General features: G+C 68.0%; 20 protein-coding genes and 1 pseudogene. 13 read left to right on the top strand and 8 right to left on the bottom strand.

Going from position 1 to position 25,423, the window contains the following annotated elements:
* Positions 1 to 353: 353 nt before the first annotated feature.
* Together A6W98_RS06345 and A6W98_RS06350 are read left to right on the top strand one after the other, a co-directional pair.
* Complete coding sequence (locus A6W98_RS06345; protein ID WP_042459300.1) at positions 354 to 539, top strand: PLDc N-terminal domain-containing protein; 186 nt, start codon at positions 354 to 356, stop codon at positions 537 to 539.
* A gap of 31 nt (positions 540 to 570) precedes the next feature.
* A complete protein-coding gene (locus A6W98_RS06350; RefSeq protein ID WP_042459303.1) occupies positions 571 to 2,163 on the top strand; it encodes a phospholipase D-like domain-containing protein in 1,593 nt (530 codons plus the stop codon).
* A gap of 60 nt (positions 2,164 to 2,223) precedes the next feature.
* On the opposite strand, the gene A6W98_RS06355 is transcribed toward A6W98_RS06350, so the two are convergent.
* Positions 2,224 to 3,312 (bottom strand): AI-2E family transporter, encoded by a 1,089-nt coding sequence (locus tag A6W98_RS06355; protein WP_042459306.1) that lies wholly within the window; start codon positions 3,310 to 3,312, stop codon positions 2,224 to 2,226.
* A gap of 139 nt (positions 3,313 to 3,451) precedes the next feature.
* Here A6W98_RS06355 and A6W98_RS06360 point away from each other — a divergent pair, with 139 nt between their 5' ends.
* Both A6W98_RS06360 and A6W98_RS06365 read left to right on the top strand, forming a co-directional pair.
* Positions 3,452 to 3,652 carry a CsbD family protein gene (locus A6W98_RS06360; RefSeq protein ID WP_042459309.1) on the top strand — a complete coding sequence of 67 codons (201 nt, stop codon included), beginning with the start codon at positions 3,452 to 3,454 and terminating at the stop codon, positions 3,650 to 3,652.
* 260 nt (positions 3,653 to 3,912) lie between these two features.
* On the top strand, positions 3,913 to 4,290 hold the full coding sequence (locus A6W98_RS06365; RefSeq protein ID WP_143540240.1) for a hypothetical protein: 378 nt from the start codon (positions 3,913 to 3,915) through the stop codon (positions 4,288 to 4,290).
* Positions 4,291 to 4,385: 95 nt separating this feature from the next.
* Here A6W98_RS06365 and A6W98_RS06370 read toward each other — a convergent pair whose 3' ends face one another.
* Together A6W98_RS06370 and A6W98_RS06375 are read right to left on the bottom strand one after the other, a co-directional pair.
* Entirely contained in the window at positions 4,386 to 5,522 is a 1,137-nt protein-coding gene (locus tag A6W98_RS06370; RefSeq protein ID WP_042459314.1) for a hypothetical protein, read from the bottom strand.
* Between the two features lie 113 nt (positions 5,523 to 5,635).
* On the bottom strand, positions 5,636 to 8,062 hold the full coding sequence (locus tag A6W98_RS06375; protein ID WP_042459317.1) for a Tex family protein: 2,427 nt from the start codon (positions 8,060 to 8,062) through the stop codon (positions 5,636 to 5,638).
* Positions 8,063 to 8,215: 153 nt separating this feature from the next.
* Between A6W98_RS06375 and A6W98_RS06380 the strand changes: the two genes are divergently transcribed.
* Positions 8,216 to 10,969 carry a DUF2339 domain-containing protein gene (locus A6W98_RS06380; RefSeq protein WP_231098434.1) on the top strand — a complete coding sequence of 918 codons (2,754 nt, stop codon included), beginning with the start codon at positions 8,216 to 8,218 and terminating at the stop codon, positions 10,967 to 10,969.
* 93 nt (positions 10,970 to 11,062) lie between these two features.
* Here the strand turns inward: A6W98_RS06380 and A6W98_RS06385 are convergent, their stop codons facing one another.
* Both A6W98_RS06385 and A6W98_RS06390 read right to left on the bottom strand, forming a co-directional pair.
* Positions 11,063 to 11,836: a FadR/GntR family transcriptional regulator gene (locus tag A6W98_RS06385; RefSeq protein WP_168161817.1), complete on the bottom strand. Its 774-nt coding sequence runs from the start codon at positions 11,834 to 11,836 to the stop codon at positions 11,063 to 11,065.
* Between the two features lie 569 nt (positions 11,837 to 12,405).
* The gene (locus tag A6W98_RS06390; RefSeq protein WP_042464642.1) at positions 12,406 to 12,984 is read right to left on the bottom strand and encodes a helix-turn-helix domain-containing protein; all 579 of its coding nucleotides are present in this window, start codon (positions 12,982 to 12,984) and stop codon (positions 12,406 to 12,408) included.
* A gap of 107 nt (positions 12,985 to 13,091) precedes the next feature.
* Here A6W98_RS06390 and A6W98_RS06395 point away from each other — a divergent pair, with 107 nt between their 5' ends.
* From A6W98_RS06395 to A6W98_RS06430, 8 genes and pseudogenes are all read left to right on the top strand, one after another.
* Complete coding sequence (locus tag A6W98_RS06395; protein ID WP_042459322.1) at positions 13,092 to 14,279, top strand: benzoate/H(+) symporter BenE family transporter; 1,188 nt, start codon at positions 13,092 to 13,094, stop codon at positions 14,277 to 14,279.
* A gap of 399 nt (positions 14,280 to 14,678) precedes the next feature.
* Positions 14,679 to 15,773, top strand: coding sequence for an ABC transporter ATP-binding protein (locus tag A6W98_RS06400; protein ID WP_042459326.1), 1,095 nt, complete (start codon positions 14,679 to 14,681; stop codon positions 15,771 to 15,773).
* A 77-nt stretch (positions 15,774 to 15,850) separates the two neighbouring features.
* Entirely contained in the window at positions 15,851 to 16,978 is a 1,128-nt protein-coding gene (locus A6W98_RS06405; protein ID WP_042459329.1) for an extracellular solute-binding protein, read from the top strand.
* 130 nt (positions 16,979 to 17,108) lie between these two features.
* On the top strand, positions 17,109 to 17,399 hold the full coding sequence (locus tag A6W98_RS06410) for a DUF1330 domain-containing protein (RefSeq protein ID WP_042459331.1): 291 nt from the start codon (positions 17,109 to 17,111) through the stop codon (positions 17,397 to 17,399).
* On the top strand, positions 17,396 to 19,078 hold the full coding sequence (locus A6W98_RS06415) for an ABC transporter permease (RefSeq protein WP_042459334.1): 1,683 nt from the start codon (positions 17,396 to 17,398) through the stop codon (positions 19,076 to 19,078). The genes A6W98_RS06410 and A6W98_RS06415 overlap by 4 nt, the downstream gene beginning before the upstream one ends.
* Positions 19,079 to 19,092: 14 nt before the next feature.
* Positions 19,093 to 19,944 (top strand): annotated as a pseudogene (locus A6W98_RS06420) (ABC transporter permease); the annotation flags it as partial.
* A gap of 85 nt (positions 19,945 to 20,029) precedes the next feature.
* Positions 20,030 to 20,464 (top strand): baeRF12 domain-containing protein, encoded by a 435-nt coding sequence (locus tag A6W98_RS06425; RefSeq protein WP_042459338.1) that lies wholly within the window; start codon positions 20,030 to 20,032, stop codon positions 20,462 to 20,464.
* Between the two features lie 52 nt (positions 20,465 to 20,516).
* Positions 20,517 to 20,819, top strand: a complete 303-nt coding sequence (locus tag A6W98_RS06430; protein ID WP_052677950.1) for a DUF4389 domain-containing protein — start codon at positions 20,517 to 20,519, stop codon at positions 20,817 to 20,819.
* 58 nt (positions 20,820 to 20,877) lie between these two features.
* Here the strand turns inward: A6W98_RS06430 and A6W98_RS06435 are convergent, their stop codons facing one another.
* Genes A6W98_RS06435 through A6W98_RS06445 form a run of 3 tightly spaced genes read right to left on the bottom strand, consistent with a single transcriptional unit; the run spans position 20,878 to position 25,386 of the window.
* Positions 20,878 to 22,707, bottom strand: a complete 1,830-nt coding sequence (locus tag A6W98_RS06435; RefSeq protein WP_042459341.1) for a M3 family oligoendopeptidase — start codon at positions 22,705 to 22,707, stop codon at positions 20,878 to 20,880.
* 55 nt (positions 22,708 to 22,762) lie between these two features.
* Positions 22,763 to 24,376, bottom strand: coding sequence for an ATP-dependent DNA ligase (locus tag A6W98_RS06440; RefSeq protein WP_042459344.1), 1,614 nt, complete (start codon positions 24,374 to 24,376; stop codon positions 22,763 to 22,765).
* Positions 24,373 to 25,386, bottom strand: a complete 1,014-nt coding sequence (locus A6W98_RS06445) for a ligase-associated DNA damage response exonuclease (RefSeq protein WP_042464648.1) — start codon at positions 25,384 to 25,386, stop codon at positions 24,373 to 24,375. Before A6W98_RS06445 ends, A6W98_RS06440 begins: the two co-directional genes overlap by 4 nt.
* Positions 25,387 to 25,423: the final 37 nt, after the last annotated feature.

Here is a 25,423-nt window from a genome sequence, read left to right on the forward strand (position 1 = left end):
CCCAACGTGGATGGGGGCAGGAAGTTTCGTTATTTGACCTAAAAAACGTCACAGTTCGGCGGGAACCTGCCTGTTCTCTGTGCGTTCCTGCGCGCCCGTTCCGATTTAGCGCAATTTCATGCGGCCTTCCTGCCGCCGCCCTGTATCGGCTTGGGGGATCGGCCGCAGCCATGCAGCTGCCGGGCCCGGCCTGCATCGGCGGCAAAGGGAGATCGCGGAACCGCGGCGACCCGCGGGGCGTTTACCGGAGACTGGGCATTTACCGAAGACATCGCCTCGGACCAATACGGCTTCGGACCAACAGAGTTTCGTGCCAACTGGGCTTCGGGCCAACGCAGAAAGGAACAACCGTCATGGAAGTCACAGGGATCGGCGGTCTCATCGTCCTCGTCCTCGATATCTGGGCCATCGTGTCGGTCCTGAATTCGGGCACGGGGACCGGCAACAAGGTGCTCTGGATCCTGCTGGTCCTGCTCCTGCCGCTGGTCGGGTTCATCATCTGGCTGATCGCGGGGCCGCGCTCTGCCTCCGTGCGCTGAGCCCGGGACGAGGCCGCGCAAAGCCGACAGCATGCATGGGTTCACCGAAAACAGCGCGGCGCTCGACGCCGCGACCGGCCCGGTCGAGGAGCTCGAGCTTCTGCTGACCGCGGCCGAGGCCTATCCGGCCCTCGAACGGGCGTTTCTCGGCGCGCGTCACAGCATTTCCGCAAGCTTCCGCATCTTCGACCTCGCGACCCGGCTGCGCTCGCCCGAGGCGTGCGAGATAGGGGAGGACTGGTTCGATCTGCTGGTCCATACGCTGGAGCGGGGGGTTTCTGTCCGCCTCGTGCTGACCGATTTCGATCCGATCGGCGCGGCCGACCTGCACCGGCTGAGCTGGAACGCACGCCGCAGGCTGATCGCGGCCCGCGAGGTGGCGCGGGGCGGTCGGCTGGAGGTGCTCAGCGCGCTTCACAGCGCCCAGGCCGGTATCGGCGCAAGGCTCGCGCTCTGGCCCGGGGCGCATGCCAAGCTGCGCAGCGTGCTCGACGATCTCAATGCCCGATCCGAGTCCGACCGCCGACGGTTCCTCGAAGAGGCGCCGGGCATCGCGCGGATCACCCGCGAGAGACCCGATGGCCGGATCGTGGCCGTGCCGGGCCTGCCCGACCTGACACCCGCGACCCATCACCAGAAGATGGCCGTGTTCGACGGGCGCCAGCTTTACGTCGGCGGGCTCGATCTGAACGAACGCCGCTATGACAGCCCCCGGCACTGCCGCGCGCCGGAACGCACCTGGCATGACGTGCATGCGATGGTGCGGGGGCCGGTGGTGACCGCCGCCGCGCAGCATCTCGACGGGTTTCTCGACATCGTGGCCGGACGGCGCCCGCCGGGACCGGCCGCACCGGGCTTTCTGCGCACCCTGTCGCGCCCGGCCCGGCGCGCGCCGTTCCGGTTCTCGCCGCGGCCTCTGGTGACCGAGATCGAGCGGGCCCATCTGTCGCGGATCGGCGCGGCCGAACGGCTGATCTATCTTGAAACCCAGTTCTTCCGGCATCTGCCGCTGGCCCGGGCCATGGCCCGCCGCGCCGAGGCAAGGCCCGATCTGCGCGCCATTCTGGTGCTGCCCGCCGCGCCCGAGGACGTGGCCTTCGAGAACAGCAGCGGGCTTGACGTGCGCTACGGCGAGCATCTGCAAAGCCGGTGCCTGAGCCTGCTTTACGACGCCTTCGGTCCCGACCGGGTTCTGGTCCTTTCGCCGGTGCAGCCGCGGCAGCTGGCGGTCGAGGGCCGCGCCGAGCTTGAAGACGCGCCGATCATCTATGTCCATTCCAAGGTGTCGATTTTCGACGGAGACGCGGCGATCCTGTCTTCGGCCAACCTCAACGGGCGGTCGATGCGCTGGGATACCGAGGCGGGGCTGGAACTGACCGCGCCCGCCCATGTCGATCTGATCCGCCGTCGGGTGATGGGGCATTGGCTGCCGCGCGAGGGCGACGGCGGGGTCGATCCGGCGGCGCTCGATCCCCGGACCGCCTTCGAGGCGTGGCGGGTGCTGGCCGATCTCAACAGCCGCCGCAGCCCGGAGCGGCGCGAGGGCTTTCTGGTGCATTACGATTCGGACCCCGCCCGCAAGCTGGGCCTGCCGGTGCCGGGCGTCCCGCCCGAGATCGTCTGAGGGGGGGGGGGCGATAGAAAGTCCCATCCCGCCGTGCCGCCGCTCGCGGATCTTACGACCTCAGGCGGTCTCGGCCGGTTTCGGGGCCGGGAGGGGTGGCTCCTCGGCCTGGGGGGCGGGGTCGTCGAAAACGTCGAGCATCGCCAGCACGATCACCAGGACCGGGATCGCAATCACCCCGCCGAGCGGTCCCCAGAACCACAGCCAGAACACCAGCGAGACGAAGATCGCAAGCGGGTTCACGGCGATCCTGCGGCCCACGAAGGTGGGGGTGACGACCTGGGATTCGATCCCGTTCAGCACCAGATAGATCACGGCGGGAAAGATCGAGGTCCAGCCGTCGAAGGCGATCAGCCCGCCGAGAAGCAGCCCTGCCACCATCGTGGCCGGCCCGACATAGAGCACGAAATTCAGCAATGCAGCCCCCGCCCCCCAGGCGATGGCGCCGGGCATGCCGAGCACCCCAAGGGCGATCGCAAGCGCGATGCCGAGCCCGGCATTGATCAGCGAAATGGTCATGAAGTAATGCGCGACCAGTCGTTCGGCGGTCCGGATACGGGTCAGGAGCGCCTCTCCTCCCAGCCGCTGACCGGCATGTCTGGCCATCCAGGCATAGATGTCGGCCCGGGTCAGAAGAAAGAAGAACAGGGCCGCGATGAAGATCAGGATCTGCGCGGCGACCCGGGGCGCCACGAAGAGCGCATCGGTCAGGCTCGGGACCGAGGGGGCGGCGGCCTCGGCGTCATTGCCATTGCCGGTGCCGCCCAGCGCGCGCTGAACCTCGTCGCCGACCTGTCCGACATTCTGCACGAATCCCCGGAAGTCGTTGACCACGCCGCGCAGTTCCCAGCGGATCGTGGGCCATTGGTCGACCATCCGCCCGACCAGCGGTTCGACCGCGAAGGCCAGCGCGCCGACCGCGATGATGCCAAGCATCGGCAGCGCCGCCGCGACCGACATCGGCGGCAGACGCAACCGCCGCTCGAGCGTGTCTGCCAGCGGCGACAGGATGATCCCCGCGACCAGCGCGAGGCAGAGCGGCGCGAAAATGTCTTCGGCAAGCTTGAGGGCGGTGAAACCGGCGACCCCGGCCAGAACCAGCAAGGCGACGCGCGACATCGGGTCGAGGCGGATTGTGGGGTCGGTCATTTGCTCTCAACGCGTCCGGAGGCGCCGGGTTCCGCCGGTTTGCCCCGGGTCCCGGTCTGCGGGACCGAAGGCTGCCGCGAGGGAACATAAACCACGGTCCGGACGTTGGTGGGCCGTGCAGAGAGGAAAGGAGATTTCAATGAATACCGATATCTTTCAAGGTAAATGGAAACAGATCAAGGGCCGGGCCCGCGAAGCCTGGGGCGCGCTCACCGACGATGACCTGGACAAGGCCGAAGGGGACCGCGAACAGCTGGTGGGCCTGATTCAGGAGCGGTACGGCAAGGCCCGCGAAGACGCCGAGCGCGAAGTCGACGAGTTTCTGGCGAAGTTCCGCTGATGCGGCGCGCGGACTGAGCAGATCAGGCGCCCCGCCCGGTTCCGGGCGGGGCGCATTTTTTCGGCTGAATTTCTTCCCTCCCGGGGCTCTCACGGGATATTTTTCCTGATTTCAGAAGGTTGCTGATATTTTCCGCAAGACCAAGGGGCGACGGGCTGCGGGCACGGGCGTTGATGATGCTATCTTTAATGCACTTGCCGCTCTGTTCCTGTTATGATGAAGCTCCAGCGATGTTCTTGCGGAAAGGAGACCCCCCCGACATGTCGCACGCGGCTATGCCTGTCGCGAAAGCGCACCCGACCTATGTGGTGCTCGAACGGGATGCTCTCATCTCGGCCGACCTGATCCAGGCGATCGAGTCTCTGGGGCCTTGCCGGGTGATGCACTTCTCTTCGGTCGATGAAATGGCCTCCGGCCTCGAAGGTGTCGGATCCGTCAATGCGGCCTTCCTCGAGCTCCGCCTTGACGAAGCCCTGGCAAGCGGTCTCGCTACCAATCTGGGCAAGCTCGGGGCACGTCTGGTGCTGACGCTCGGAGAGGATGTCGAACGGGTGATGAGCGCGGGCTGCCGCCTGCTGCTGCGCCCGTTCACCGAACGCATGGTCCTTGATGCCCTGACAGAGACCGCCCCGGCCTGAACGGCCCGATACCGGGTTCGGAACCTGGCCCGAAAAATGAGAAGACCCCGGATGCGATGCGCAGCCGGGGTTGTTCCGTAAAAGCTCTTCTCGTTTCAGTTCTCTTCGACCGGCCGCAGATCCTCGGGCAGCAGTGCCGGAGGCGTCAGTCCGCCGACCGGATCCTGGAGCAGTTCTTCGGCCAGCCGCAGCCGGTCGGGGCTGTCGCCGACCAGTGTCCAGAGGCGGCGCATGTCCTCCTCCAGCCGGTCGCCGTCGATCTCGCCCGCATCGCGCAGCCGCTCGAATTCCGCGATCACGTCAACCGCGTAATCGGTCAGGCCCAGCGCCTGCAGTTGCTCGCCCGCGCGGGCATCCTCGGCCACCGCATGGGCGAAGGCGAACAGCACGACCTGCGACAGCGCCTCGCCGATCGAGGAGCCCCGGCCCATGCGGTCGGCGATCAGCGCCTCTCCGGCAAAGGTCATCTCGATCCCGATCACGGCCAGCGCCTCGCGCAGGTTCTCCATCATCGCCGGATCGACATCGTGGCGCAGCGGCACCGTCTTGGCCGCGACGGGGCTTCCGCCGAGTTCCTCGGTATAGCCCCGCACATTGCGCGGTTTGGCCCGGCGCGGCATCGGCAGCGGCGCCGCGTCGGCGTCCGCGACTGGCGCGACGGGAGCGGTCGGTTCGCGCCGGGGCGTCGGCGGCGCGGAGACAGGCGGTTCTGCCCGCGGTGCAGGCGCGACCGGCGCGGGGGCCGGTGACGGTGCAGGGGCGGGCGCTGGGGAAGGCACGGCGGTGGCAGGCGCGCGCGCGGCCGTTTCGCGGGTCGTTTCTTCGACCGTTTCGCGAGGCATTTCCGGGGTGAGTGCCGGGGCCTCGGTTTCGGTGCCGGTCTGGGGCGCTGTCCCAGCCTCAGGTCCGGTTCCAGCCTCGGTAACAGCCTCGGCCGTCGCTGTCGTTTCGGAAGCGGTCGCCTCGGAGCCAAGCGCAAGGCCGGCGGCGGTCGGGCGCAAGAGCGCCTCGGGCTTGGCGCCGAACAACCGGCGCAGCACGGAAGGCTTGCGCTCGATCTCTTCGACCAGTCCGAGGTCTTTCAGTCGGCCCAGCGGGCGCGAGACTTCCAGCCCGCGACCGCGGGCCCGCACCAGCAGCAGGTCGCGCCCGAACGGGCCCTCTTCGGCATGGATCTGGCGGATCACCGCCAACAGGTCCAGTTCGACGGATTCGAGCGGTTTTTCTTGCATGTTGCCCTCTCAGCCAAGCGTTGGCGGCATGGCAGATCGGCCTTGCCGCGTCAATCGAACCGGCGTCGCGGCGGGCGGCGACCCGCCGGCTGCGTGCCGCCGGGCCGCGCCGCTCAGCGCCGCTTCATTGCCTCGAGCAGGGCCGCGCCCAGTGCGCCGGTCTCTGCCCCCGAGCCGCCGCCCTTGCCGCCCTTGTCGCCGCCCGGGCCCTGCCGTTCCGTCCCCTGTCCGGGCTTCCGGCCGGATTTCTGGCCCGACCCTTTACCCGTGCCTTTGCCTGACCCTTTACCCGGAGCTTTGCCTTGGGCGCCCTTGCCGCCCGCGCCGCGCCCCGGCCCCTTGCCGGCCGCACCGTCGCGCGAGGCCGCATCGGTTCCGCCATCTTTGCGCATCGACAGCCCGATCCGCTTGCGGGGCACATCCACCTCGACCACGCGAACCTTGACCACATCGCCCGCCTTCACGACCTCATGCGGGTCCTGCACGAAGCGGTCGGCCAGTTGCGAGACATGGACCAGCCCGTCCTGATGCACGCCGATATCGACGAAGGCGCCGAAGGCCGCGACATTGGTCACCGTGCCTTCCAGCAGCATTCCGGGGCGCAGGTCGGTGATCTCTTCGATACCGTCGGCAAAGCTGGCGGTGACGAATTCCGGACGCGGGTCGCGGCCCGGCTTGGCAAGTTCCGACAGGATATCTTTCACGGTCGGCAGCCCGAAGCGGTCATCGACGAAGTCCATCGGGTCGAGCGCGCCCAGCCGGGCCTCGTCGCCCATCACCGTGCGCAGGTCGCGCCCGCAGGCGGCCACGATCCGGCGGGCCACATCATAGGCCTCGGGGTGGACGGCCGAGGCGTCGAGCGGCTCGTCGCCCGCGGTGATCCTCAGGAAGCCCGCGCATTGCTCGAAGGCGCGGGGCCCAAGGCGCGAGACCTTCAGAAGATCCTTGCGCTTGGCGAAGGCGCCATTGGCGTCGCGATGGGCGACGATGGCCTCGGCCAGAGAGCCTCCCAGCCCCGAGACCCGCGCCAGGAGCGAGGCCGAGGCCATGTTCAGATCGACGCCGACCGCGTTCACCGCATCCTCGACCACGCCATCGAGCGCCCGCGCCAGCCGGTGCTGGTCGACATCGTGCTGGTACTGGCCGACGCCGATGGCCTTGGGCTCGATCTTGACGAGCTCCGCAAGCGGGTCCTGCAGCCGCCGCGCGATCGAGACCGCGCCGCGCAGCGACACGTCGAGCCCGGGGAATTCCTTCGCGGCGAGTTCGGAGGCCGAATAGACCGAGGCGCCCGCCTCGCTGACCACCACCTTTGTGGGCTTCGGCGCGGGCAGGTCGCCCAGAAGCTCGGCCACCATGCGCTCGCTTTCGCGGCTGGCAGTGCCGTTGCCGATGGCAATGAGCCCCACGGCATGCTTGCGGATCAGCGCGGCGAGCGTGGCCTGCGCCCCCCTCAGGTCGTTTCTGGGCTGGAACGGATAGATCGTGGCGGTGTCGAGAAGCTTGCCGGTGGCATCGACCACCGCCACCTTGCAGCCGGTGCGGATGCCCGGATCGATCCCCATCGTCACCTTGGCGCCCGCCGGGGCGGCCAGCAGCAGGTCCTTGAGGTTGCGGGCAAAGACCCGGATCGCCTCTTCCTGGGCGCGGGTTCTCAGATCGCCCATCAGGTCCAGCATCATCGACAGGCTCAGCTTGGTCCGCCAGGTCCAGCCCGCGGCCTCGCGCAACCATCTGTCGCCGGGACCGTCGCCGCGCACATCGAGCGCGCCCGCCACCATGGTCTGTACCCGGGCCACGCCCTCCTCGGGATCGGGGCCGATATCGACGGTCAGCACGCCCTCCTTCGAGCCGCGCATCATCGCCAGCGCCCGGTGGCTCGGCACCCTGGCCCAGGGTTCGCGATGGTCGAAATAGTCGGAAAACTTGGCCCCCGCCTGTTCCTGCCCCTCGACCACCTTCGCCGTCACCAGCGCATTGTCCTGCAGGAAGCTGCGCAGCCGCCCGATTAGGTCGGCATTTTCCGAAAGCCCCTCGGCGACGATGTCGCGCGCCCCGGTCAGGGCCGATTTCACGTCCGGCACCGCCTCTGACAGGTAGCCTTCGGCCAGCGTTTCGGGGGCGGCGGTGCGGTTGGCCATGATCGCCTCGGCCAGCGGCCCGAGCCCGTTCTCGCGGGCGATCATCGCCCGGGTCCGGCGCTTGGGCTTGTAGGGCAGGTAGAGGTCTTCCAGCGCGGCCTTGGTTGCGGCCTTCCGGATGTCGGCCTCGAGCGTCTCGGTCAGCTTGCCCTGCTCGCGCACCGTGTCGAGGATCGTCGCCCGCCGGGCTTCCAGCTCGCGGAGATAGGCCAGGCGCTCGGCCAGATCGCGCAGCTGGGTATCGTCGAGCCCGCCGGTCGCCTCCTTGCGGTAGCGGGCGACGAAGGGCACGGTCGCGCCCCCGTCGAGCAACTCGACCGCGGCGGTGACCTGCTGCGGCTGGGCGCCGATCTCGGTGGCGATGGTACGGGCGATGCGGGGGGCAAGATCGGCGGTCATGGCGGTCCGAAGTCAGGGTCAGGGGGCGACAGCCTAGCCTGACGGGCGGCCGCAGCCAAGCGGCGGAATCCCGCCGGTCCGGGGCCTTGCGCAGGAGGATGCCGATCGCGAGACTGCGGCCCGGGCGACGAAGGAAAGAGTATCGTGGAAACCATGTTGATCGTGTTCGGGAGCATCTACGGCCTGCTCGTGCTGGTCGGGCTGCCGGCGTTGATATTTGCCCATTTCGGGTTGCGCTCGGAAAATGCCCTGCTGCGGATCCGGGTGGAGGACCTGCTCAAGGATTTCGAGGCCCTGACCCGGGAGGTCGCGGCGCTGAGGCGGGGCGCCCCGCCTCAGACGCCGTCGGAACCGGCGCCGGAGCAGGCCGCGGAGGCCCTTTCGTCCGAGCTTGTCCCGCCGGTCGCGTCGCCCGCCCCCGAGCCTTCGACGGCGCCCGTGGCCCGGCGCGGGGAGGATGGCGCAGAGGATGCCCCGCCGGTCGAGGCCGCGCCGAAGGCGCCGCCGCCCGAACCGAAGGGGCCCGCATTGACCGACCGCCTGGCGGCCTGGCTCCGCGAGAACTGGACGCTGGCCCTGGCGGCGCTCTCGCTGATCCTCGGCGGGCTTTTCATGGTGCAATACGGGGTCGAGCAGGGGCTTCTGACGCCGCCGCTCCGGGTGCTGGGCGCGCTGGTACTGGGGGCTGCGCTGATCGCGGGCGGCGAGGCGATCCGGCGGCGGCATGGCGACAGCGCCACGCCCAATCTGCGCCATCTGCCCTCGACCTTCTCGGGCGCGGGCACGGTCGTTCTGTTCATCGCGATCCTGTCGGCCCACGCGCTTTACGGGCTGATCGGTTCGGTCCCGGCGCTGGCGGGCATGGCGGCGGTCTCGCTGGTGGCGGTGCTGCTGGGCTGGCTTTACGGGCCGGTGCTGTCGGCCATCGGCCTGCTGGGGGCCACGGCCGCGCCCTTCTTCGTCGGCGGGTCGTCGGACAAGGCGGTGCTGCTTTACCCCTATTTCGCCATGGTCGGGCTGGCCGGGCTGGGCATCGACACCTTCCGGCGCTGGGCCTGGGTGTCGGGGCTGGCGCTGGGCCTGCCGGCCGGGGCGCTTGGCCTTCTGTGGCTTCATGAGCCCGATGCGCGCGGGCTGGCCCTGGCGGCGCTGGCGCTTGGCCTGGGCGCTGTGCTGATCCCGGCGCGGAGCCTCCGGCCGGTTCAGGGCGGGCCGATGACGGGGCAGGGGCTCGCGGGCTGGGCGGCTCCGGCCTTCCCGACCTGGATCGCCGCGGCGGGGGTTGCGCTTGCAAGCGGCGTGGGGCTCGTGCTGATGCTGGACGGGTCGAGCCCGGCGGCCGCGGCGCTTGGCTATGCGCTCTTGCTTCTGGTCTTCGCCGGGGTGGCGCTGGGGCTGGCCCGGGCGCCCGCCTTCGAGGATCTGGCCCTGCTTCCGGGTGTCGCCGCTCTGGTCGGGCTGGGGCTGCATGCGGCCCTTGACGGTCCGCTTTACAGTGCCTTCCGTGCCGGGCTCGACCGGATGCCCGAAAGCCCGGCGCCGACAACGGTCTGGTGGCTGGTCGCGGGCGGGGCCGCGCTGTCGGTCATCGCCTTCCTCCGGCTGGCCCGGCAGATCGGGACGGATCATCGCGGGCTCTGGGCGCTGGGTGCGGCGGTGCTGCTTCCGGCCGCGATCCTGGTGCTCGAATTCCTCTGGGTGCCGGGCGAGGTGACGGGCGCCTACCCCTGGGCGCTGGCGGTGATGGCGGGGGCGGGGCTGATGGTGGTCCTCGCCGAACGGCGGTCGGCGATGGGCGGCGAGGCCCGCGGCTTCGAGACCGGGCTCTTCGCCGCCTCGGCGCTGATCCTGATCGGGCTGGCACTGTTCCTCGTGCTGACCAAGACCGCGCTCACGCTGGCGCTGTCGGCGATGATGGTGGCGGCGGTGGCGCTGGACCGGCAGCGGCCGATGCGTCCGCTCGGCTGGCTGGCCCAGCTTGGCGCGGCGGTGATCGGCTACCGGCTTCTGGTCGATCCGGGGCTCGACTGGGCCATCCACGGGGCCGGGACGCTCGACGTGCTGCTGGCCCATCTCGGCCCGCTTGCGGCTTTCGCGGCGATCCTGGTCCTGGCCCGGCCCGAGCGCGCGGCGCTGCGGGCGCTGGCCTCGTCCTCGCTGGTGACGGTGATGGCGCTGGCGGTGACGGTGGCGCTTCGGCGCTGGCTCGGGGCCGAGGGCTTCGAGACCCATTGGGCGCAGGGCCTGACGGCGACGGTCTGGATTCTGGCCGCCTTTGCCCAGATCTGGCGGCTGCCGCATGATCCCTCGCTGCTGCGCCCGCTTCGGATCGGCTTTGCCGTGGTGATGGCGCTGGCGGCCTGCGGCGCCGTGGCGGTGATGATCGACGATCTGTCCTGGTTGCTGGCGACCGGGCAGGGCCGGGTCGCGGGGCCGCCGGTTCTCGACAGCCTCGCGCTTGCCATCCTGCCGCTGGCGGCCGTGTTCGGGGCGGGGGCGGCGCTGCTCGGGCGCCCGGGACGGCCCGGCGCGCGGTGGCTGCGGCCCGGGCTTGGCGGGCTTTCGGTGCTGGCGCTGGGCGTCTGGGGCTGGCTCGAGATCCGGCGGATCTGGCGCGGTCCCGACCTGTCGCTGCCGGGGCCGAGCGATGGCGAGCTTTACAGCTATACGCTGGCGCTTCTGCTGGCCTCGGGGCTGGGGCTCTTGCTGGCGGTACTGACCCGCTCGCATGCGCTTCGGCGGCTGGCGATGGCCGGGGTCGCGCTCACCGTGGCCAAGGTCTTCCTGATCGACATGTCCGGGCTGTCCGGGCTGGTGCGGGTCGCCTCCTTCGTCGGGCTTGGCCTCGCACTGGCCGGGCTTGCCTGGCTCGATCGTGCGGTCAGCCGGATCTGGGAGCGCGGCTGAGCCAGATCCTAGGGCCGGAGCAGCCGGCGGCGCGCATGCGCGCCCGCCGGTCCCGCCGGGCGGAGGGACTACACTGGGAGCGTACAGCCCCTGTCACGGGTCGAAATTGCCAAGCCCCGCCTGCAGATGGCTGCGCATCCGGTACTGATAGGCCAGCCGGTCGCGGGCCCCGAGCGCGTCGAGAATGCCCAGATGGTCGGCATGGGTCGCGGTCGCATGGACAGGGCTGTCCTTGCCCTTCGACATGATCCGCAGGATCACCGGCTTCATGATCTTGTAGATATCGAGGATCGCCTTGTTGCCCATCACCGCGATCAGGCGGGTATGGAAGCCGAAATCGATCTCGGCGATCTCGTCGCTGCACTTGGCCCGACGCAGCCCGTCATTGATCTCGCGCATCTCGGCAATGTCGGCCCGGGCGATGCGGGCGAGGATCAGGTCGATCCCGGTCACTTCCAGAAGCCCGCGAAACCCTTGGATGTCCGAGAAGGTCTTGCGCGAGACTTCGAGCGTATTGAATGAAAAGAGCTCGAGCGCTCGCTCCATGCGGTCGTCGACGATGGTGGCGCCGACCTTGGGGCGGACGGTGACGACGCCATAGGCCTTGAGGATGCCCATCGCCTCGCGCACCGTGTTGCGGCTGGCCTGGAACCTGTCGCAAAGCTCGCGCTCGGTCGGCAGGCTGTCGCCGACCCGAAGCCCTTCGGAGGAAATCAGCGCCCGGAGCTTGGAGACCAGCTCGTCGACCGCCGAGAGCCGTGGCCCGCCCGCGCGGGGCGGGACCGCTCCGGAGTGGGCTGTGCCGCATTGGGGGGCCATGTCGGCCTCGCTGCCGATACCCGGTGGCGTTCCGTCCTCCTCCCGCATCATACGCCTCCCCCCAGAGTTTATTTGTCGGGTAAACCTAGAGGCCGGAATTAACGTATGTCAAATAATCATTTAAAATTAAAGGCTATGGGGTGTTTTGTAGATTGGGATTGTCGGGCGCGCCCGGTGCGAATGACATTCGTTCCGGAGATGGGGCAGATGCCTGTTCCTGTTTTTTGACGTGAATGAACTATTGCGCTGCGGGATGCGGCCGGCCTTGCGCTTCTGTCGGGGGGGGCGGAACGCGTTGGTATCGCCGCGTCAAATGCGTGGCGAGGAAAAGGTGGCCAGAAGGAATGTTCCTGTCGATCTATTATAATTGGGGGTAGAAAAGCCATTTGAAATGAATGAGGTTTTGGCGGGGCGGACGATAGGCCGAGCCCACTTTCTGTCGCCGCTGACATGCGGGATTGCAGAGGTTTTTCTCATGAAAATCGGATGACACCTTGCCGGTTTTCGGGACCGGCAGATCGAAGATTTCGGGACCCTTGCCATCTGGCGTTGTGGAGGCGTCCGAAAGCGCGACGGTTTTCCTGTGACCCGGGGCCCCTGTGAAGGATGGCGGCGGCTCAGTCCGCCCCGGGCCCGTCATCGAGCAGCGCGGTGCGGGGATAGTGCAGCGTGTTGTGGAAGCGCGCCGGGGCGTCGGTCGGGTTGCGGTAGCCATGCGGCCGGTCGGCCGGAAACCGCAGCCCGTCGCCCGCGCGGCAGGTCTGCCACTCGCCGTCGAGCAGGACGCCGAGCGCGCCCTCGGTCACGAAGACATCCTCGACCACGCCGGTATCGTGCGGGTTCGACAGATGGACCTGTCCCGGGGCGAGCGTGAGCAGGAAGGTCTCCGAGCCGAAGACCGGATCGAAGGGAAACACCGTGCGCACGCCGATGCCGCCCTGGAACCGTACCGGATCGCGTTCGGCGGGCGCGAAGCTGCCGGTGGTCTGGACCAGATCCTCGATCAGGGCGGTCAGCGGCAGCCGGAACCCCTGGGCAAGCTTCCACATCGTCGCCAGCGTCGGGCTCGATTCGCCGCGTTCGATCTGGCCCAGCATGGCCTTGCTGACCCCGGTGAGTTCGGCGGCCTGGGCGAGGCTCAGCCCGGCGCGGGTGCGCGCGGCCCTGAGATTGATCCGGATCTTGCTGTCTGTCATCGGCATATGGGGCTTGTGCGTTATAGCGTCCGGACGTTATAGCGTCCGTCATCGGGCGGGCGGTTCCTGCGTCCTAGCCCGGACTGGCAGGAAAGGCACGGATCGAAATGGGCTCGGGGCTGAAACTCTCGCATCTCGTGGCGGGCTTCATCGCGGTTCTGCTGGGCTATACCAGCAGCGTCGCGATCATCTTCCAGGCGCTCGAGGTGCTGGGCGCAAGCCAGGCCGAGGCCAATAGCTGGATGCTGGCGCTGGGCGTCGGCATGGGGGCGAGCGGGCTGATCCTGTCGCTGCGCTACCGGATGCCGATCCTGACCGCCTGGTCGACGCCCGGCGCGGCGCTGCTGGTCGTCGGGCTGGACGGCGTCACCATGCCCGAAGCCATCGGTGCCTTCCTGTTCTGCGGCCTGCTGCTGACCCTGACCGGGCTGAGCGGATGGTTCGAGAAGCTCTCGCATCTCATTCCCGATGCCATCGGCAATGCGCTGCTGGCGGGCATCCTGTTCAAGTTCGGCCTCGGCATCTTCGTCTCGACCGAAGAAAACCTGCCGCTGGTCGCGGTCATGTGCGCGGTCTATCTGGCCGGGCGGATCTGGTTCGCGCGCTTCGCCATTCCGGCGGTGCTGCTGGCAGGCTGTGTCTTCTGCGCCGCGACCGGCGCCTTCGAGCAGGGCGCGCTCGATCTGTCCCTGGCCCGGCCGGTGGCGGTGCTGCCGGAGTTCTCGCTGCCGGTGCTGATCGGGGTCGGCCTGCCGCTGTTCATCGTCACCATGGCCTCGCAGAACACGCCCGGCGTGGTGACGCTGAGGGCCGCGGGCTACGCGCCGCCGGTCTCGGCCTGCCTGACCGTGACCGGGCTGACGACGCTGGTGCTGGCCCCGTTCGGCGGCTACGCCTTCAACCTTGCTGCCATCACCGCCGCGATCTGCGCCGGGCCCGAGGCCGACGACAATCCCGATACGCGCTACAGGGCGGTGGTGGTCGCGGGCCTGCTTTACATGCTGGTGGGCATTCTCGGTGCCGCCGTGGTCGGGCTGTTCACCATCGCGCCGAAGGCCCTGGTCATGACCGTGGCGGGGCTGGCGCTGCTGGGCACCATCGGCACCAGCCTGCAGGCCGCGCTGGCCGCGCCCGAGCGCCGCGAGGCGGCCCTCGTCACCTTCATGACCACGGTTTCGGGCATCGGCTTTCTGGGCATCGGCGCGCCGCTCTGGGCGGTGCTGCTGGGCATGGGGACCGGCGCCGCGCTGTCGCTGTCCGCCCGCGTGCGCAGGCCCGCCGCCGCCCGCCCCTGAACACCTGTTCCTGAGCATTCGCGCCCCGTCTGTTCCTGCCGGTTGCGCGGGGCTGGCGGAGCGCCCTCCCGTCGAGCCCGCTCTGGGCGGAAGCTGCCCGAGGCCGGGCAGGTCCGGATGTATTTGCCCAATAATTCAGCAGATGCCCGCCTTGGTTGCATTTCCGGCCGGAGCGGGCATGGCGTGCCTGCGGGGCTCGGCTAGGACGGTTGTGCTGATCGTCCTCGATCGGGGGCCCGCGCGATCTCTTTGGAACGGGGAATGGCAGGGGCTTGTCGCGTTGTATTCAAGTTATGCGTTGCTCTTGCGGGTTCTGGTGATACCTTTTTCTGCAGCGGCCGCAGAGCCGATAAAACGAGCGGTCCCAAAAAGGGAACGCCAGACAACAGGGGATACCGGTTGACCGGAACAAACGACGGTTTCGTGGTCTTCGACCGCGTGCAAAAAAGCTATGACGGGGAAATCCTCGTCGTCAAAGATCTCAATCTTTCCATCGGCAAGGGCGAATTCCTGACGATGCTCGGGCCTTCGGGATCGGGCAAGACGACCTGCCTGATGATGCTGGCCGGCTTCGAGACCGCCACCCATGGCGACATTCTTCTCGACGGCAATCCGATCAACAACATTCCGCCGCACAAGCGGGGAATCGGCATGGTTTTTCAGAACTATGCGCTATTCCCCCATATGACCGTGGCGGAAAACCTCGCCTTCCCGCTCGAGGTGCGAAAGATCGGTCGCGCCGAGCGCGAGGAGAAGGTGCAGCGCGCGCTCGACATGGTGCAGATGGGCGCTTTCGGCGGCCGCCGCCCGGCCCAGCTTTCGGGCGGCCAGCAGCAGCGGATCGCGCTGGCCCGTGCGCTGGTCTTCGAGCCCGAGCTGGTCCTGATGGATGAACCGCTGGGCGCGCTCGACAAGCAGCTGCGCGAGCACATGCAGTTCGAGATCACCCGGCTGGCCCATAATCTGGGGATCACCACGGTCTATGTCACCCATGACCAGACCGAGGCGCTGACCATGTCCGACCGGGTCGCGGTGTTCGACGACGGCCGGATCCAGCAACTGGCCCGGCCTGACGAGCTTTACGAGAAGCCCGTCAACAGCTTCGTCGCCCAGTTCATCGGCGAGAACAACACGCTGCTCGGACGGGTCAAGCAGATCGATGGCAATGCGTTGATCGAACTCGACGATGGCGAGGTGATCGACGCGGTCCCGGTCAACGTCTCGCAGCCCGGCGAACGGACGCTGGTCTCGATCCGGCCCGAGCGGGTCGAGATCGATCCGAAGCGGCTTACGCCCGGGGCGCATCTGATCCATGCCGAGGTGCTGGAATTCATCTACATGGGCGACATCTACCGCACCCGACTGCGGGTGGCGGGCAATGACGATTTCGTCATCAAGACCCGCAACGCCCCCGACCAGCGCCGCCTGAAGCCCGGCGAACATATCGAGATCGGCTGGTTGCCGGAGGACTGCCGCGCGCTTGATGCGCCCTGACGGTTTCCGGGCCCGCCTCGCCCGGGGGCGGTGGCCGGAGCAACACTGATCCGGGCCAAGTCAGCAGGGAGATCGCAATGACGATCAGACATCTTCTTTCCGCAACCGCGCTGGCGGCGCTGCCCGCCGGATTTGCCTTTGCCGAGGACCTGCCGCCCTGCGAGGGCTGCGCCGACAGCTTGACTGTCGTGTCCTGGGGAGGGGCCTACCAGGCCAGTCAGCAGAAGGCCTATTCCGAACCCTATGCCGAGATGACCGGCACCGATTTCACCTGGGATGAAAGCTCGAACGAGGCGGTGGCCAAGCTGCGCGCCATGAACGAGGCGGGCAACATCACCTGGGATCTGGTCGATGTCGAAGGCCCCGACAGCCAGCGGCTCTGCGACGAGGGGCTGGCGATGGAGGTCGATCTCGACGAGATGCTGGCGCCCGCGCCCGACGGCACCCCGGCGACCAAGGATTTCGGCGACAGCGTCATCAATGACTGTTTCGTGCCGCAGATCGTGTTCTCGACCACCTTCGGCTACCGCAGCGATGTGGCGGCCTGGAACGGCAAGGAGCCCGAGGGGCTCTGCGCGCTGTTCGACACCGAGACCTTCCCGGGCAAGCGCAGCCTCGAGAAACGCCCGAAGAAGAACCTCGAATGGGCGCTGCTGTGCGACGGCGTCGAGAAGGACGATCTCTACGACGTGCTCGATACGCCCGAGGGCGTCGACCGCGCGCTGGCCAAGCTCGATACCATCAAGGATGACGTGATCTGGTGGTCGGCGGGCGCCGAGACGCCGCAGCGTCTGGCCGATGGCGAGGTGGTGATCGGCTCGACCTATAACGGCCGGCTGTTCAGCCTGATCGTCGAGCAGAAGCAGCCTGTGAAGATGCTCTGGGACTGGCAGGTCTTCGACTATGACGGCTGGATCATTCCCGCCGATCTGCCCGAGGACCGGCTGAAGCGGGTCGAGCATTTCCTGCATTTCGCGACCGACACCCAGCGCCTGGCCGATCAGGCCAGGTACATCTCCTACGGCCCGTCGCGCGCCTCGTCGCAGCCGCTGGTCTCGACCCATGCCGAGCTCGGTATCGAGATGGCGCCGTTCATGCCCACCAATCCCGCGAACCAGAAGAACTATCTGGTGAACAACATCGAATGGTGGGCCGACAACCAGGACGATGTCGAGGCCAAGTTCCAGGCCTGGCTCGCCAGGTAGACGGCCGGGAAAGCGGCCCGGGTCGGCGGCCCCCGGCGGGGTGCGCCGTCCCGATCATCCGACCGAACGGCCCGGGCGGCGCCGCGCGCGTGCGCCCCGGTCCCAGCAAAAAAGCAGGGGGACGTGCGAGATGCCGAAAGGGTATATCATCGCCCATATCACCGTGACCGACCCGGAGGCCTACCGGGACTATGTCGACCGCGACACGCCGATCCTTGAAAGCTTCGGCGGCAGATTTCTGGTGCGGGGCGGCGCCTCGGAGGCGCCCGAAGGGCCGATGAAGGATCGCCATGTGGTGATCGAGTTCCCCGATTTCGAGGCCGCGAAACGCGCCTTCCATTCGCCGGAATATCAGGAGGTGGCCGCGATCCGTCACGCCACCGCGACAAGCGACATCGTTCTGGTCGAGGGCGTGGCATGACCGGGCCCGCCACGGATACCGCCGCATCCGGCCCCGTCCTTGCCGCCGATGGCGCGCCGCTGAAACGCAGCCTGCGCCGCGCGCTTAGGGCTCAGAAGCTGCGGGCGCTGATGCTGATCGCGCCGCTTCTGGTCTTCGTGCTGGTCACCTTCATCGCGCCGATTGCCGACATGCTGTTCCGCTCGGTCGAGAACCAGATCGTCTCGGACACGCTGCCGCGCACCGCCCGCGAGATCCGCGATTACGACCCCGACAGCGGGCAGATGCCCTCCGACAGGGTGCTGGCGGCCTTCACCTACGATCTGGTCGCCGCCGCCGAGCGCAAGCAGCATACCCGGCTCGGCTCGCGGCTGAATTACGAATATTCCGGCATTTCCTCGCTGTTCCGCAAGACCGGCCGCCGGGTCGACGATTTCGGCGAGAGCTATCTCGACCAGTTCGTCGCGGTCGATCCCGCCTGGGAAGAGCCCGCGACCTGGGTCGCGCTGATGGCCGATCCGGACTGGACCGCGAGCTACCGCGCCTGGAGCGCGGCGCGCGATGCCGCGAAGGCCGCGGGCGAGCCCTTCGCCCTGGCCCAGCCGCTGTTCGCGCTTCGCGACGGGGTGGCGGAAGTGCTGCCCGAAACCGCCAGCGCCTATGCCGAATTCGCCCGCATCGTTCAGGTCGAGGACGATGACGATCCGGCCGCCGAAGAGCCCTGGGCGCCGGTCTATCTGGCGCTGTACCGCGACCTTCTGCATATCGGGCCGGGCGCCGTCGCCCGGCTTGGCCCCGAGGCCGAGGCAATGCTCGATGCCGCCCATGACGCGGTCGAGGATTTCGCACCGGTCGATCTGTCCGGGCTGTATCTGAAAGCCGACAGGGACTGGGCCGATCCCGGGGTCTGGGGCACGATCAGGGCCTTCTCGCCCGCCTATACGCCCGGCTATTTCCTGAACGCGGTCGATCTGCGACTGACCGCCGACGGGATTGCCGCCCAGCCCGAGGACCGGCAGATCTACATCATGCTGTTCGAGCGGACGCTGTTCATGAGCCTCGCGATCATGGGCTCCTGCGTGCTGCTGGGCTATCCGATCGCCTATCTGCTGTCGAACCTGCCGCTCCGGACCTCGAACCTCCTGATGATCCTGGTGCTCCTGCCGTTCTGGACCTCGCTTCTGGTGAGGACCTCGGCCTGGAAGGTGCTTCTGCAGCAGCAGGGGGTGATCAACGACATCCTCGTCTGGCTGGGGATCGTGTCGAACAGCGGGCGGCTGATCCTGATCAACAACCAGACCGGCACCATCATCGCGATGACCCATATCCTGCTGCCCTTCATGATCCTGCCGCTCTATTCGGTGATGAAGACCATTCCGCCCTCCTATGTGCGGGCCGCGAAAAGCCTCGGCGCCACCAACTGGACGGCGTTCTGGCGGGTCTATTTCCCGCAATCGGTGCCCGGCATCGGCGCGGGCTGCATCCTCGTCTTCATCCTGGCCATCGGCTATTACATCACGCCCGAACTGGTCGGCGGCACCTCGGGCACCTTCATCTCGAACCGGATCGCCTATCACATTTCCAGCTCGCTCAACTGGGGCCTCGCGGCCGCGCTGGGCGCGATCCTGCTGGGTGTCGTGCTGATCCTTTACTGGGCCTATGACAAGCTCGTGGGCATCGACAACGTGAGCCTGGGGTAACGCATATGTCACAGATGGACCTTCCGCCCTATGCCACGCTCGGTCAGCGGATCTGGCATTATGCCTATTACGTGATCTGCGGGCTGATCTTCTTCTTCCTGATCGCGCCGATCCTGGTGATCATCCCGCTCAGCTTCAACGCCGAGAATTTCTTCACCTTCACGCCGAAGATGCTGGCGCTCGACCCCGAGGGCTATTCGCTCAAGCATTATCAGGACTTCTTCACCAGCAATGCCTGGCAGCATGCGCTCTGGAATTCGGTCAAGATCGCGCCTGCCGCCACCTTCCTTGCGGTCTCGCTCGGGACGCTGGCCGCGGTCGGGCTCAGCCAGGAACATGTGCCCTTCCGGCGCACGATCATGGCGATCCTGATCTCGCCGATGATCGTACCGCTGATCATCTCGGCGGCGGGGATGTATTTCTTCTATTCCCGGATCGGGTTGCAGGGCACCTATGTCGGCGTCGTGCTGGCCCATGCGGCGCTGGGCATTCCCTTCGTCATCATCACGGTGACGGCGACGCTGGTGGGCTTCGACACCTCGCTGACCCGGGCCTCGGCCAGCCTCGGCGCGAACCCGGTCACGACCTTCTTCAAGGTGCAGATGCCGCTGATTTTGCCCGGCGTCGTCTCGGGCGGGCTGTTCGCCTTCATCACCTCCTTCGACGAGGTGGTGGTGGTGCTGTTCGTGGGCTCGGCCAACCAGCAGACGCTGCCCTGGCAGATGTTCACGGGGCTGCGCGAACAGATCAGCCCGACCATCCTCGCGGTCGCGACGATCCTCGTGGTGATCTCGATCGGGCTTCTGACCACGGTCGAAATCCTGCGGCGGCGCTCGGAGAAGATGCGCGGGCTGAGCCCCGGCTGACCCGCCGCCAAGGCATGGCCCGCCCGGAGGAACATCTGCCGGGCGGGCCGTGTTGAGAGACTGTCAACGGACAGGAGGGGAGGCCATGAAACCGTTCAAGACACTGGTTCTCGTCGCCAATGAGCGCGAGGCGCGTCTGCTGGTCAATCGCGGGACCGGCAAGGGGCTTGCCGAGGTGACCCGGTTTTCGAAGGCGCATGAGATCGAATATGCCGACGGGCGCGGCCGCGACCAGGGCGGCGCGACCGCCGGTCGCCACGCGATGGAGCCGCCGACGAGCCTGCGGGTCCAGAACCGCGAGAGCTTCGCGGCGGATGTGCTGGGCCTCACCGCCGAGGTCTGGGCCAAGGGCGATTACGACCGTTTCGTGATGGCGGCGCCGCCGAAGATGCTCGGCGAATTGCGCAACCGGATCGAGGGCTCGCTGGAACGGGCGCTGGCGGTCGATATCGACAAGGACATCGTGGGGGTTGCAGCGGCGGACCTGCCTCGCCATTTCGAGGATGTGATCGTGTTCTGAGACGGGATGCGTGGGGTGTCCCGGGAATGCGGTCGCAGCGGAGGCTGGACCTATGACCGATACCAACTCGACGCTGAACGAGGGCGCGCAGGCATCGGACGCCCAGGACAAGGGCTACCGTCCCGCGCTGATCCGGGGGGCCTGGATGCTCTTGATGCTGGCCCTCTTCTACGCCGCGCAGATGATCATGATCATCGCGGCGATACTGCAATTCGGCTGGCTTCTCTTCGCCAAGGAGGAGAACGAGCGGATTGCCGAGTTCGGCGACAAGCTCGCCAACTGGATGGCGATTGCCGCGCGCTACCTGACGGTGGCGGGCGACGCGAAACCTTTCCCCTGGACCGACTGGAAATAAGCCGGTCCAAGGCGCAATCGGGCCGGGTGGCGCAGGACGCGCCGCCCGGCTGCGTCGGTCAGTCTTCCATCGCTTCCAGTTCGTCGATCATGCCCGAGATCATCGACAGCCCCTTGTCCCAGAAGGCGGGGTCCGAGGCATCGAGCCCGAACGGCGCCAGCAGATCCTTGTGGTGCTTGGACCCGCCCGCCTTCAGCATCTCGAAATACTTGTCCTGGAAGCCCGCGCCGCTTTCCTCATAGACCGCGTAAAGCGCGTTCACCAGCCCGTCGCCGAAGGCATAGGCATAGACGTAGAAGGGCGAATGCACGAAATGCGGCACGTAGGACCAGAAGGTCTCGTAGCCCGGCATGAATTCGAAGACCGGCCCCAGGCTCTCGCCCTGCACGCTCATCCAGATATCGTTGATGTCCTCGGGCGTCAGCTCGCCGCCGCGCCGGGCCTCGTGCAGCTTGCACTCGAAATCGTAGAAGGCGATCTGGCGCACGACCGTGTTGATCATGTCCTCGACCTTGCCGGCCAGCAGCGTCTTCTTCTGGGCCTGCGTCGTGGCGCCTGCCAGCAGCTTGCGGAAGGTCAGCATCTCGCCGAACACGCTGGCGGTCTCGGCCAGGGTCAGCGGCGTCGAGGCCAGCAGCTCGCCCTGACCGGCGGCCAGCACCTGATGGACGCCATGGCCCAGCTCATGGGCGAGCGTCATCACGTCGCGCGGCTTGCCCAGGTAGTTCAGCATCACATAGGGGTGCACGTCGGTCACGGTCGGATGGGCGAAGGCGCCGGGCGCCTTGCCGGGCTTGACGCCCGCATCGATCCAGCCCCTGTCGAAGAAGGGCTCGGCGATCTCGGCCATCTTCGGCGAGAATTCGGAATAGGCCTCCATAACGGTGGCCTTCGCGGCCTCCCAGCCGACGGTTTTCTGCTCTTCGATCGGCAGCGGCGCGTTGCGGTCCCAGACCTGCAGCTTGTCGAGCCCCAGCCATTTCGCCTTCAGCGCGTAATAGCGATGCGAGAGCTTGGGATAGGCCGCGACCACGGCATTGCGAAGCGCCTCGACCACTTCGGGTTCGACATGGTTCGACAGGTGCCGCCCGGTCTGCGGCGTCGGCATCTTGCGCCAGCGGTCCTCGATCTCCTTCTCCTTGGCCAGCGTGTTGTGGACCCGGGCGAAGGTCTTGATATTGGCGCCGAAGACCTCGGCCAGCGCGCGCGCCCCGGCCTCGCGCCTGTCGCGCGCGGGATCGGTCAGCAGGTTCAGCGTGGCCTCGATGCCCAGCGGCGCGTCCTCGCCCTCGACCTCGAATTCCAGCCCGGCGATGGTCTCGTCGAACAGCTTGTTCCAGGCGCTCGCGCCCACCACCGACTGGTCATGCAGGAATTTCTCCAGCTCGTCCGACAGCTGATAGGGCCGCGTCGCCCGCATCCGGTCGAAGACCGGCTTGTAGCGCGTCAGCGCGGCATCGGCGGCAAAGAGCGCCTCATAGGCGTCATCCGCGATCCGGTTGAATTCCAGCGAGAAGAACACGAGCGGCGTGGTATAGTTGGTGATCCGGTCCTGACAGTCCGACAGGAACTTGGCGCGGCCGGCATCCATGGTGTTCTGGTAATAGCGCAGCCCGGCATAGGACATGATCCGCCCGGCCACGCGGTCGATGGCCTCGTAGCGGGTGATGCAGCTCAGCATCCCGGCGGCGTCGAGCCCGGCCAGCCTGCCCTCGTAATCGGCCGCGAAGGCCGCGCATTCCTGTTCCAGCCAGCCCATGTCGCGGGCGATTTCGGGCGCGTCGGGCGCGGCATAGAGATCGGACAGATCCCATTCCGGCAGGTCTCCCAGCGCGCCGCCGGCGCTGGCATTGGCGTCAAAGACGGGGCGGGGCGATGCGATGCGCATGGGCGATCCTCATTTGTTGTGTTGATCCAGAGATAGAGTGCCGGGGGGCGCCGGTTCAAGCGCCGGGCGTCGTCTCGCCGCCGGCAGCGCCCAGCAGCGCCTTCAGGGTGTCGAGCCTGTCGGCCTCGGCCGCGGGCTTGTCGCGGCGCCAGCGCAGCATCCGGGGAAAGCGCAGGGCAAGGCCGGATTTGTGGCGCGGACTGGCCCGGATGCCCTCGAAGGCGATCTCGAAGACCAGCTCGGGCGCGACCTGCCGCACCGGGCCGAAGCGCTGAAGCGTGTTCTTCCGGACCCAGGCGGTGATCTCGCGGAATTCGGCATCGGTGAGGCCGGAATAGGCCTTGGTCACCGGCACCAGCCTGTCGCTGTCCCAGACCGCGAAGGTGAAATCGGTGTAAAGCGTCGCGCGCCGCCCGTGGCCCGCCTGGGCATAGATCATCACCGCGTCGACGGTCAGCGGGTCGAGTTTCCATTTCCACCAGTCGCCTTTCCTGCGACCGGCCAGATAGGGCGCGTCGGCGCGTTTCAGCATCACGCCTTCGGCCTCGGCCGCGCGTGCCGCGCCCCGGGTCCGGGCCAGATCCTCCCAGTCGTCGAAGGGCAGGGCCTGCGAAAGGCGCAGCGGCCCGCCGGGCGGCATACCGGCGATGATCTGTTCCAGCCGCGCGCGGCGCTCGGCCAGCGGGCGGGGGCGGATGTCGGTGCCGCCGTCCTCCAGCAGATCATAGGCGAGAAACGCGGCCGGGGTTTCGGCCAGCAGCCGTTTCGACAGCGTCTTGCGACCGATCCGGGTCTGCAGCGCGGCAAAGGGCAGGGGGCGGCCGTCCTTCCAGGCCAGGATCTCGCCATCCAGTACGGTGCCTGCGGGCAGGAAATCGCGGGCGACGGCCAGTTCGGGGAACCGCCCGGTGATCAGGTCCTCGCCGCGCGACCAGAGGAAATGCACCCCGCCGCGCGCGATCAGCTGGCCGCGGATGCCGTCCCATTTGTATTCGGCGATCCAGTCGCCGGGTGCGCCCAACGTCTCGGGCGGGCCCTCGATCTGATAGGCCAGATAGAACGGATAGGGGCGCGACAGCGCCGCCGCCGGGTCGGGCGCCTCGATCAGGGCCTGCCAGCTTGTCGTCGCGGGCGTCCAGTCGCCCATCAGCCGGTGCGCCAGCTCGGCCTCGTCCTGCCCGGTGGCGCGGGCCAGCGCGCGGGTCATCAGGGTCTGGCTCACGCCGACACGGAACCCGCCGGTCAGAAGCTTGGTGAACAGGAACCGCTCGGGTCCGCCGAGGCTGTCCCAGGCCTTGAGGATCCCGGCCTTTCGGGCGGGCTCGTCCATCCGCGCCATGGCGAGGATGTCGGTCATGCGCGCCGACAGGCTCCGGTCGCTGTCCTGGACGGGCGGCGGCAGGACCAGCGCGATGGTCTCGGCCAGATCGCCCACCACCGGATAGCATTCCTCGAACAGCCAGAGCGGCAGGCCCGCCCGCTCGGCCGCCCATTCCCGCAGCCGCGTCGCCGTCACCGCCCGGCGCGGCCGCCGCCCCGACAGAAGCGCCACGGTCCAGAGCCGGTCGGGCTCGGGCGCCTCGGCCAGATAGGCGGCCAGCGCCTCGACCTTGGCGGTGGTGCGGGTGGTGCGGTCGAGCGCGGTGAAAAGGGCGGCGAAGCGTTTCATTCCGCGTCGCCTTCAGTCGTTTCGCCCTCCCAGGCGGTGGCGACGATGCCCGCGTCATAGCCCTGCTCGGCCAGCCAGCGCCGGAACGGGGCGGTATAGCCATGGGTCACCAGAACCCGCTCGGCGCCGGTTTCGCGGATCGCGGTATTGAGCCCGTCCCAGTCGGCATGATCGGACAGCACGAAGCCACGCTCGGCGCCACGCCGCCTGCGCACACCGCGCAGCGCCATCCAGCCCGAGGCAAGCCCGGTCGAGGCCCGCCCGAAGCGCCGCGCCCAGGCGCTGCCAAGGGCCGAGGGCGGGGCCAGCACAAGCGCGCCGGGATGGGCGCGCGGATCGGTCTCGGGCGTGACCGGCTCCGTGTCGGGCAGGTCCAGCCCCTGGTCGCGCATCACCCGGCAGGTGGCCTCGATGGCGCCATGGGTCAGGATCGGGCCCGGCCCCGGTTCGGCGCCGTTGCCAAGCCCCGCCAGAAGCCGCTGTGCCTTGCCAAGCGCATAGGCGCCCAGAAGGCTTGCCCGGCCGAGGGCCGCGTTCTCGGCCCACCAGTCGCGGATCTCGGCCATCACCTCGGCCTGCGGGCGCCAGCGGAAGATCGGCAGCCCGAAGGTGCATTCGCTGATGAAGGTATGGCAGCGGACCGGCTCGAACGGGTCCGACAGCCCGTCGGGCTCGGGCTTGTAATCGCCCGAGACGACCCAGACCTCGCCCTTGTGCTCGACCCGGATCTGGGCCGAACCCGGCACATGGCCCGCCGGGTGGAACGAGACCGTGGCTGCGCCGATCCGGCGGGGCTCGCCATAGCGGATGGTGTCAAGCGCGATGGCGCCCAGCCGGTGGCGGATCACCGGGGCGGCGATGTCGGTCGCCAGATAATGCCGGTGGCCGGGACGGGCATGGTCGGCATGGCCATGGGTGATCAGCGCCCGGTCGACCGGCGCCCAGGGGTCGATGTGGAAATCGCCCGCAGGGCAGTAAAGCCCTTGCCCGGTGACGGTCAGAACGCTCATGACCCGACTATAGCGCGGCCCGGGGGCGGGGCGATTG

This window comes from Rhodovulum sulfidophilum DSM 1374 (assembly GCF_001633165.1).
Classification (GTDB): domain Bacteria; phylum Pseudomonadota; class Alphaproteobacteria; order Rhodobacterales; family Rhodobacteraceae; genus Rhodovulum; species Rhodovulum sulfidophilum.

Bases quoted from the DNA above. Each gene is read 5' to 3' on its own strand.
- A6W98_RS06345 (WP_042459300.1), top strand. From the start codon at position 354: ATGGAAGTCACAGGGATCGGCGGTCTCATCGTCCTCGTCCTCGATATC.
- A6W98_RS06350 (WP_042459303.1), top strand. From the start codon at position 571: ATGCATGGGTTCACCGAAAACAGCGCGGCGCTCGACGCCGCGACCGGC.
- A6W98_RS06355 (WP_042459306.1), bottom strand. From the start codon at position 3,312: ATGACCGACCCCACAATCCGCCTCGACCCGATGTCGCGCGTCGCCTTG.
- A6W98_RS06360 (WP_042459309.1), top strand. From the start codon at position 3,452: ATGAATACCGATATCTTTCAAGGTAAATGGAAACAGATCAAGGGCCGG.
- A6W98_RS06365 (WP_143540240.1), top strand. From the start codon at position 3,913: ATGTCGCACGCGGCTATGCCTGTCGCGAAAGCGCACCCGACCTATGTG.
- A6W98_RS06370 (WP_042459314.1), bottom strand. From the start codon at position 5,522: ATGCAAGAAAAACCGCTCGAATCCGTCGAACTGGACCTGTTGGCGGTG.
- A6W98_RS06375 (WP_042459317.1), bottom strand. From the start codon at position 8,062: ATGACCGCCGATCTTGCCCCCCGCATCGCCCGTACCATCGCCACCGAG.
- A6W98_RS06380 (WP_231098434.1), top strand. From the start codon at position 8,216: ATGTTGATCGTGTTCGGGAGCATCTACGGCCTGCTCGTGCTGGTCGGG.
- A6W98_RS06385 (WP_168161817.1), bottom strand. From the start codon at position 11,836: ATGCGGGAGGAGGACGGAACGCCACCGGGTATCGGCAGCGAGGCCGAC.
- A6W98_RS06390 (WP_042464642.1), bottom strand. From the start codon at position 12,984: ATGACAGACAGCAAGATCCGGATCAATCTCAGGGCCGCGCGCACCCGC.
- A6W98_RS06395 (WP_042459322.1), top strand. From the start codon at position 13,092: ATGGGCTCGGGGCTGAAACTCTCGCATCTCGTGGCGGGCTTCATCGCG.
- A6W98_RS06405 (WP_042459329.1), top strand. From the start codon at position 15,851: ATGACGATCAGACATCTTCTTTCCGCAACCGCGCTGGCGGCGCTGCCC.
- A6W98_RS06410 (WP_042459331.1), top strand. From the start codon at position 17,109: ATGCCGAAAGGGTATATCATCGCCCATATCACCGTGACCGACCCGGAG.
- A6W98_RS06415 (WP_042459334.1), top strand. From the start codon at position 17,396: ATGACCGGGCCCGCCACGGATACCGCCGCATCCGGCCCCGTCCTTGCC.
- A6W98_RS06425 (WP_042459338.1), top strand. From the start codon at position 20,030: ATGAAACCGTTCAAGACACTGGTTCTCGTCGCCAATGAGCGCGAGGCG.
- A6W98_RS06430 (WP_052677950.1), top strand. From the start codon at position 20,517: ATGACCGATACCAACTCGACGCTGAACGAGGGCGCGCAGGCATCGGAC.
- A6W98_RS06435 (WP_042459341.1), bottom strand. From the start codon at position 22,707: ATGCGCATCGCATCGCCCCGCCCCGTCTTTGACGCCAATGCCAGCGCC.
- A6W98_RS06440 (WP_042459344.1), bottom strand. From the start codon at position 24,376: ATGAAACGCTTCGCCGCCCTTTTCACCGCGCTCGACCGCACCACCCGC.
- A6W98_RS06445 (WP_042464648.1), bottom strand. From the start codon at position 25,386: ATGAGCGTTCTGACCGTCACCGGGCAAGGGCTTTACTGCCCTGCGGGC.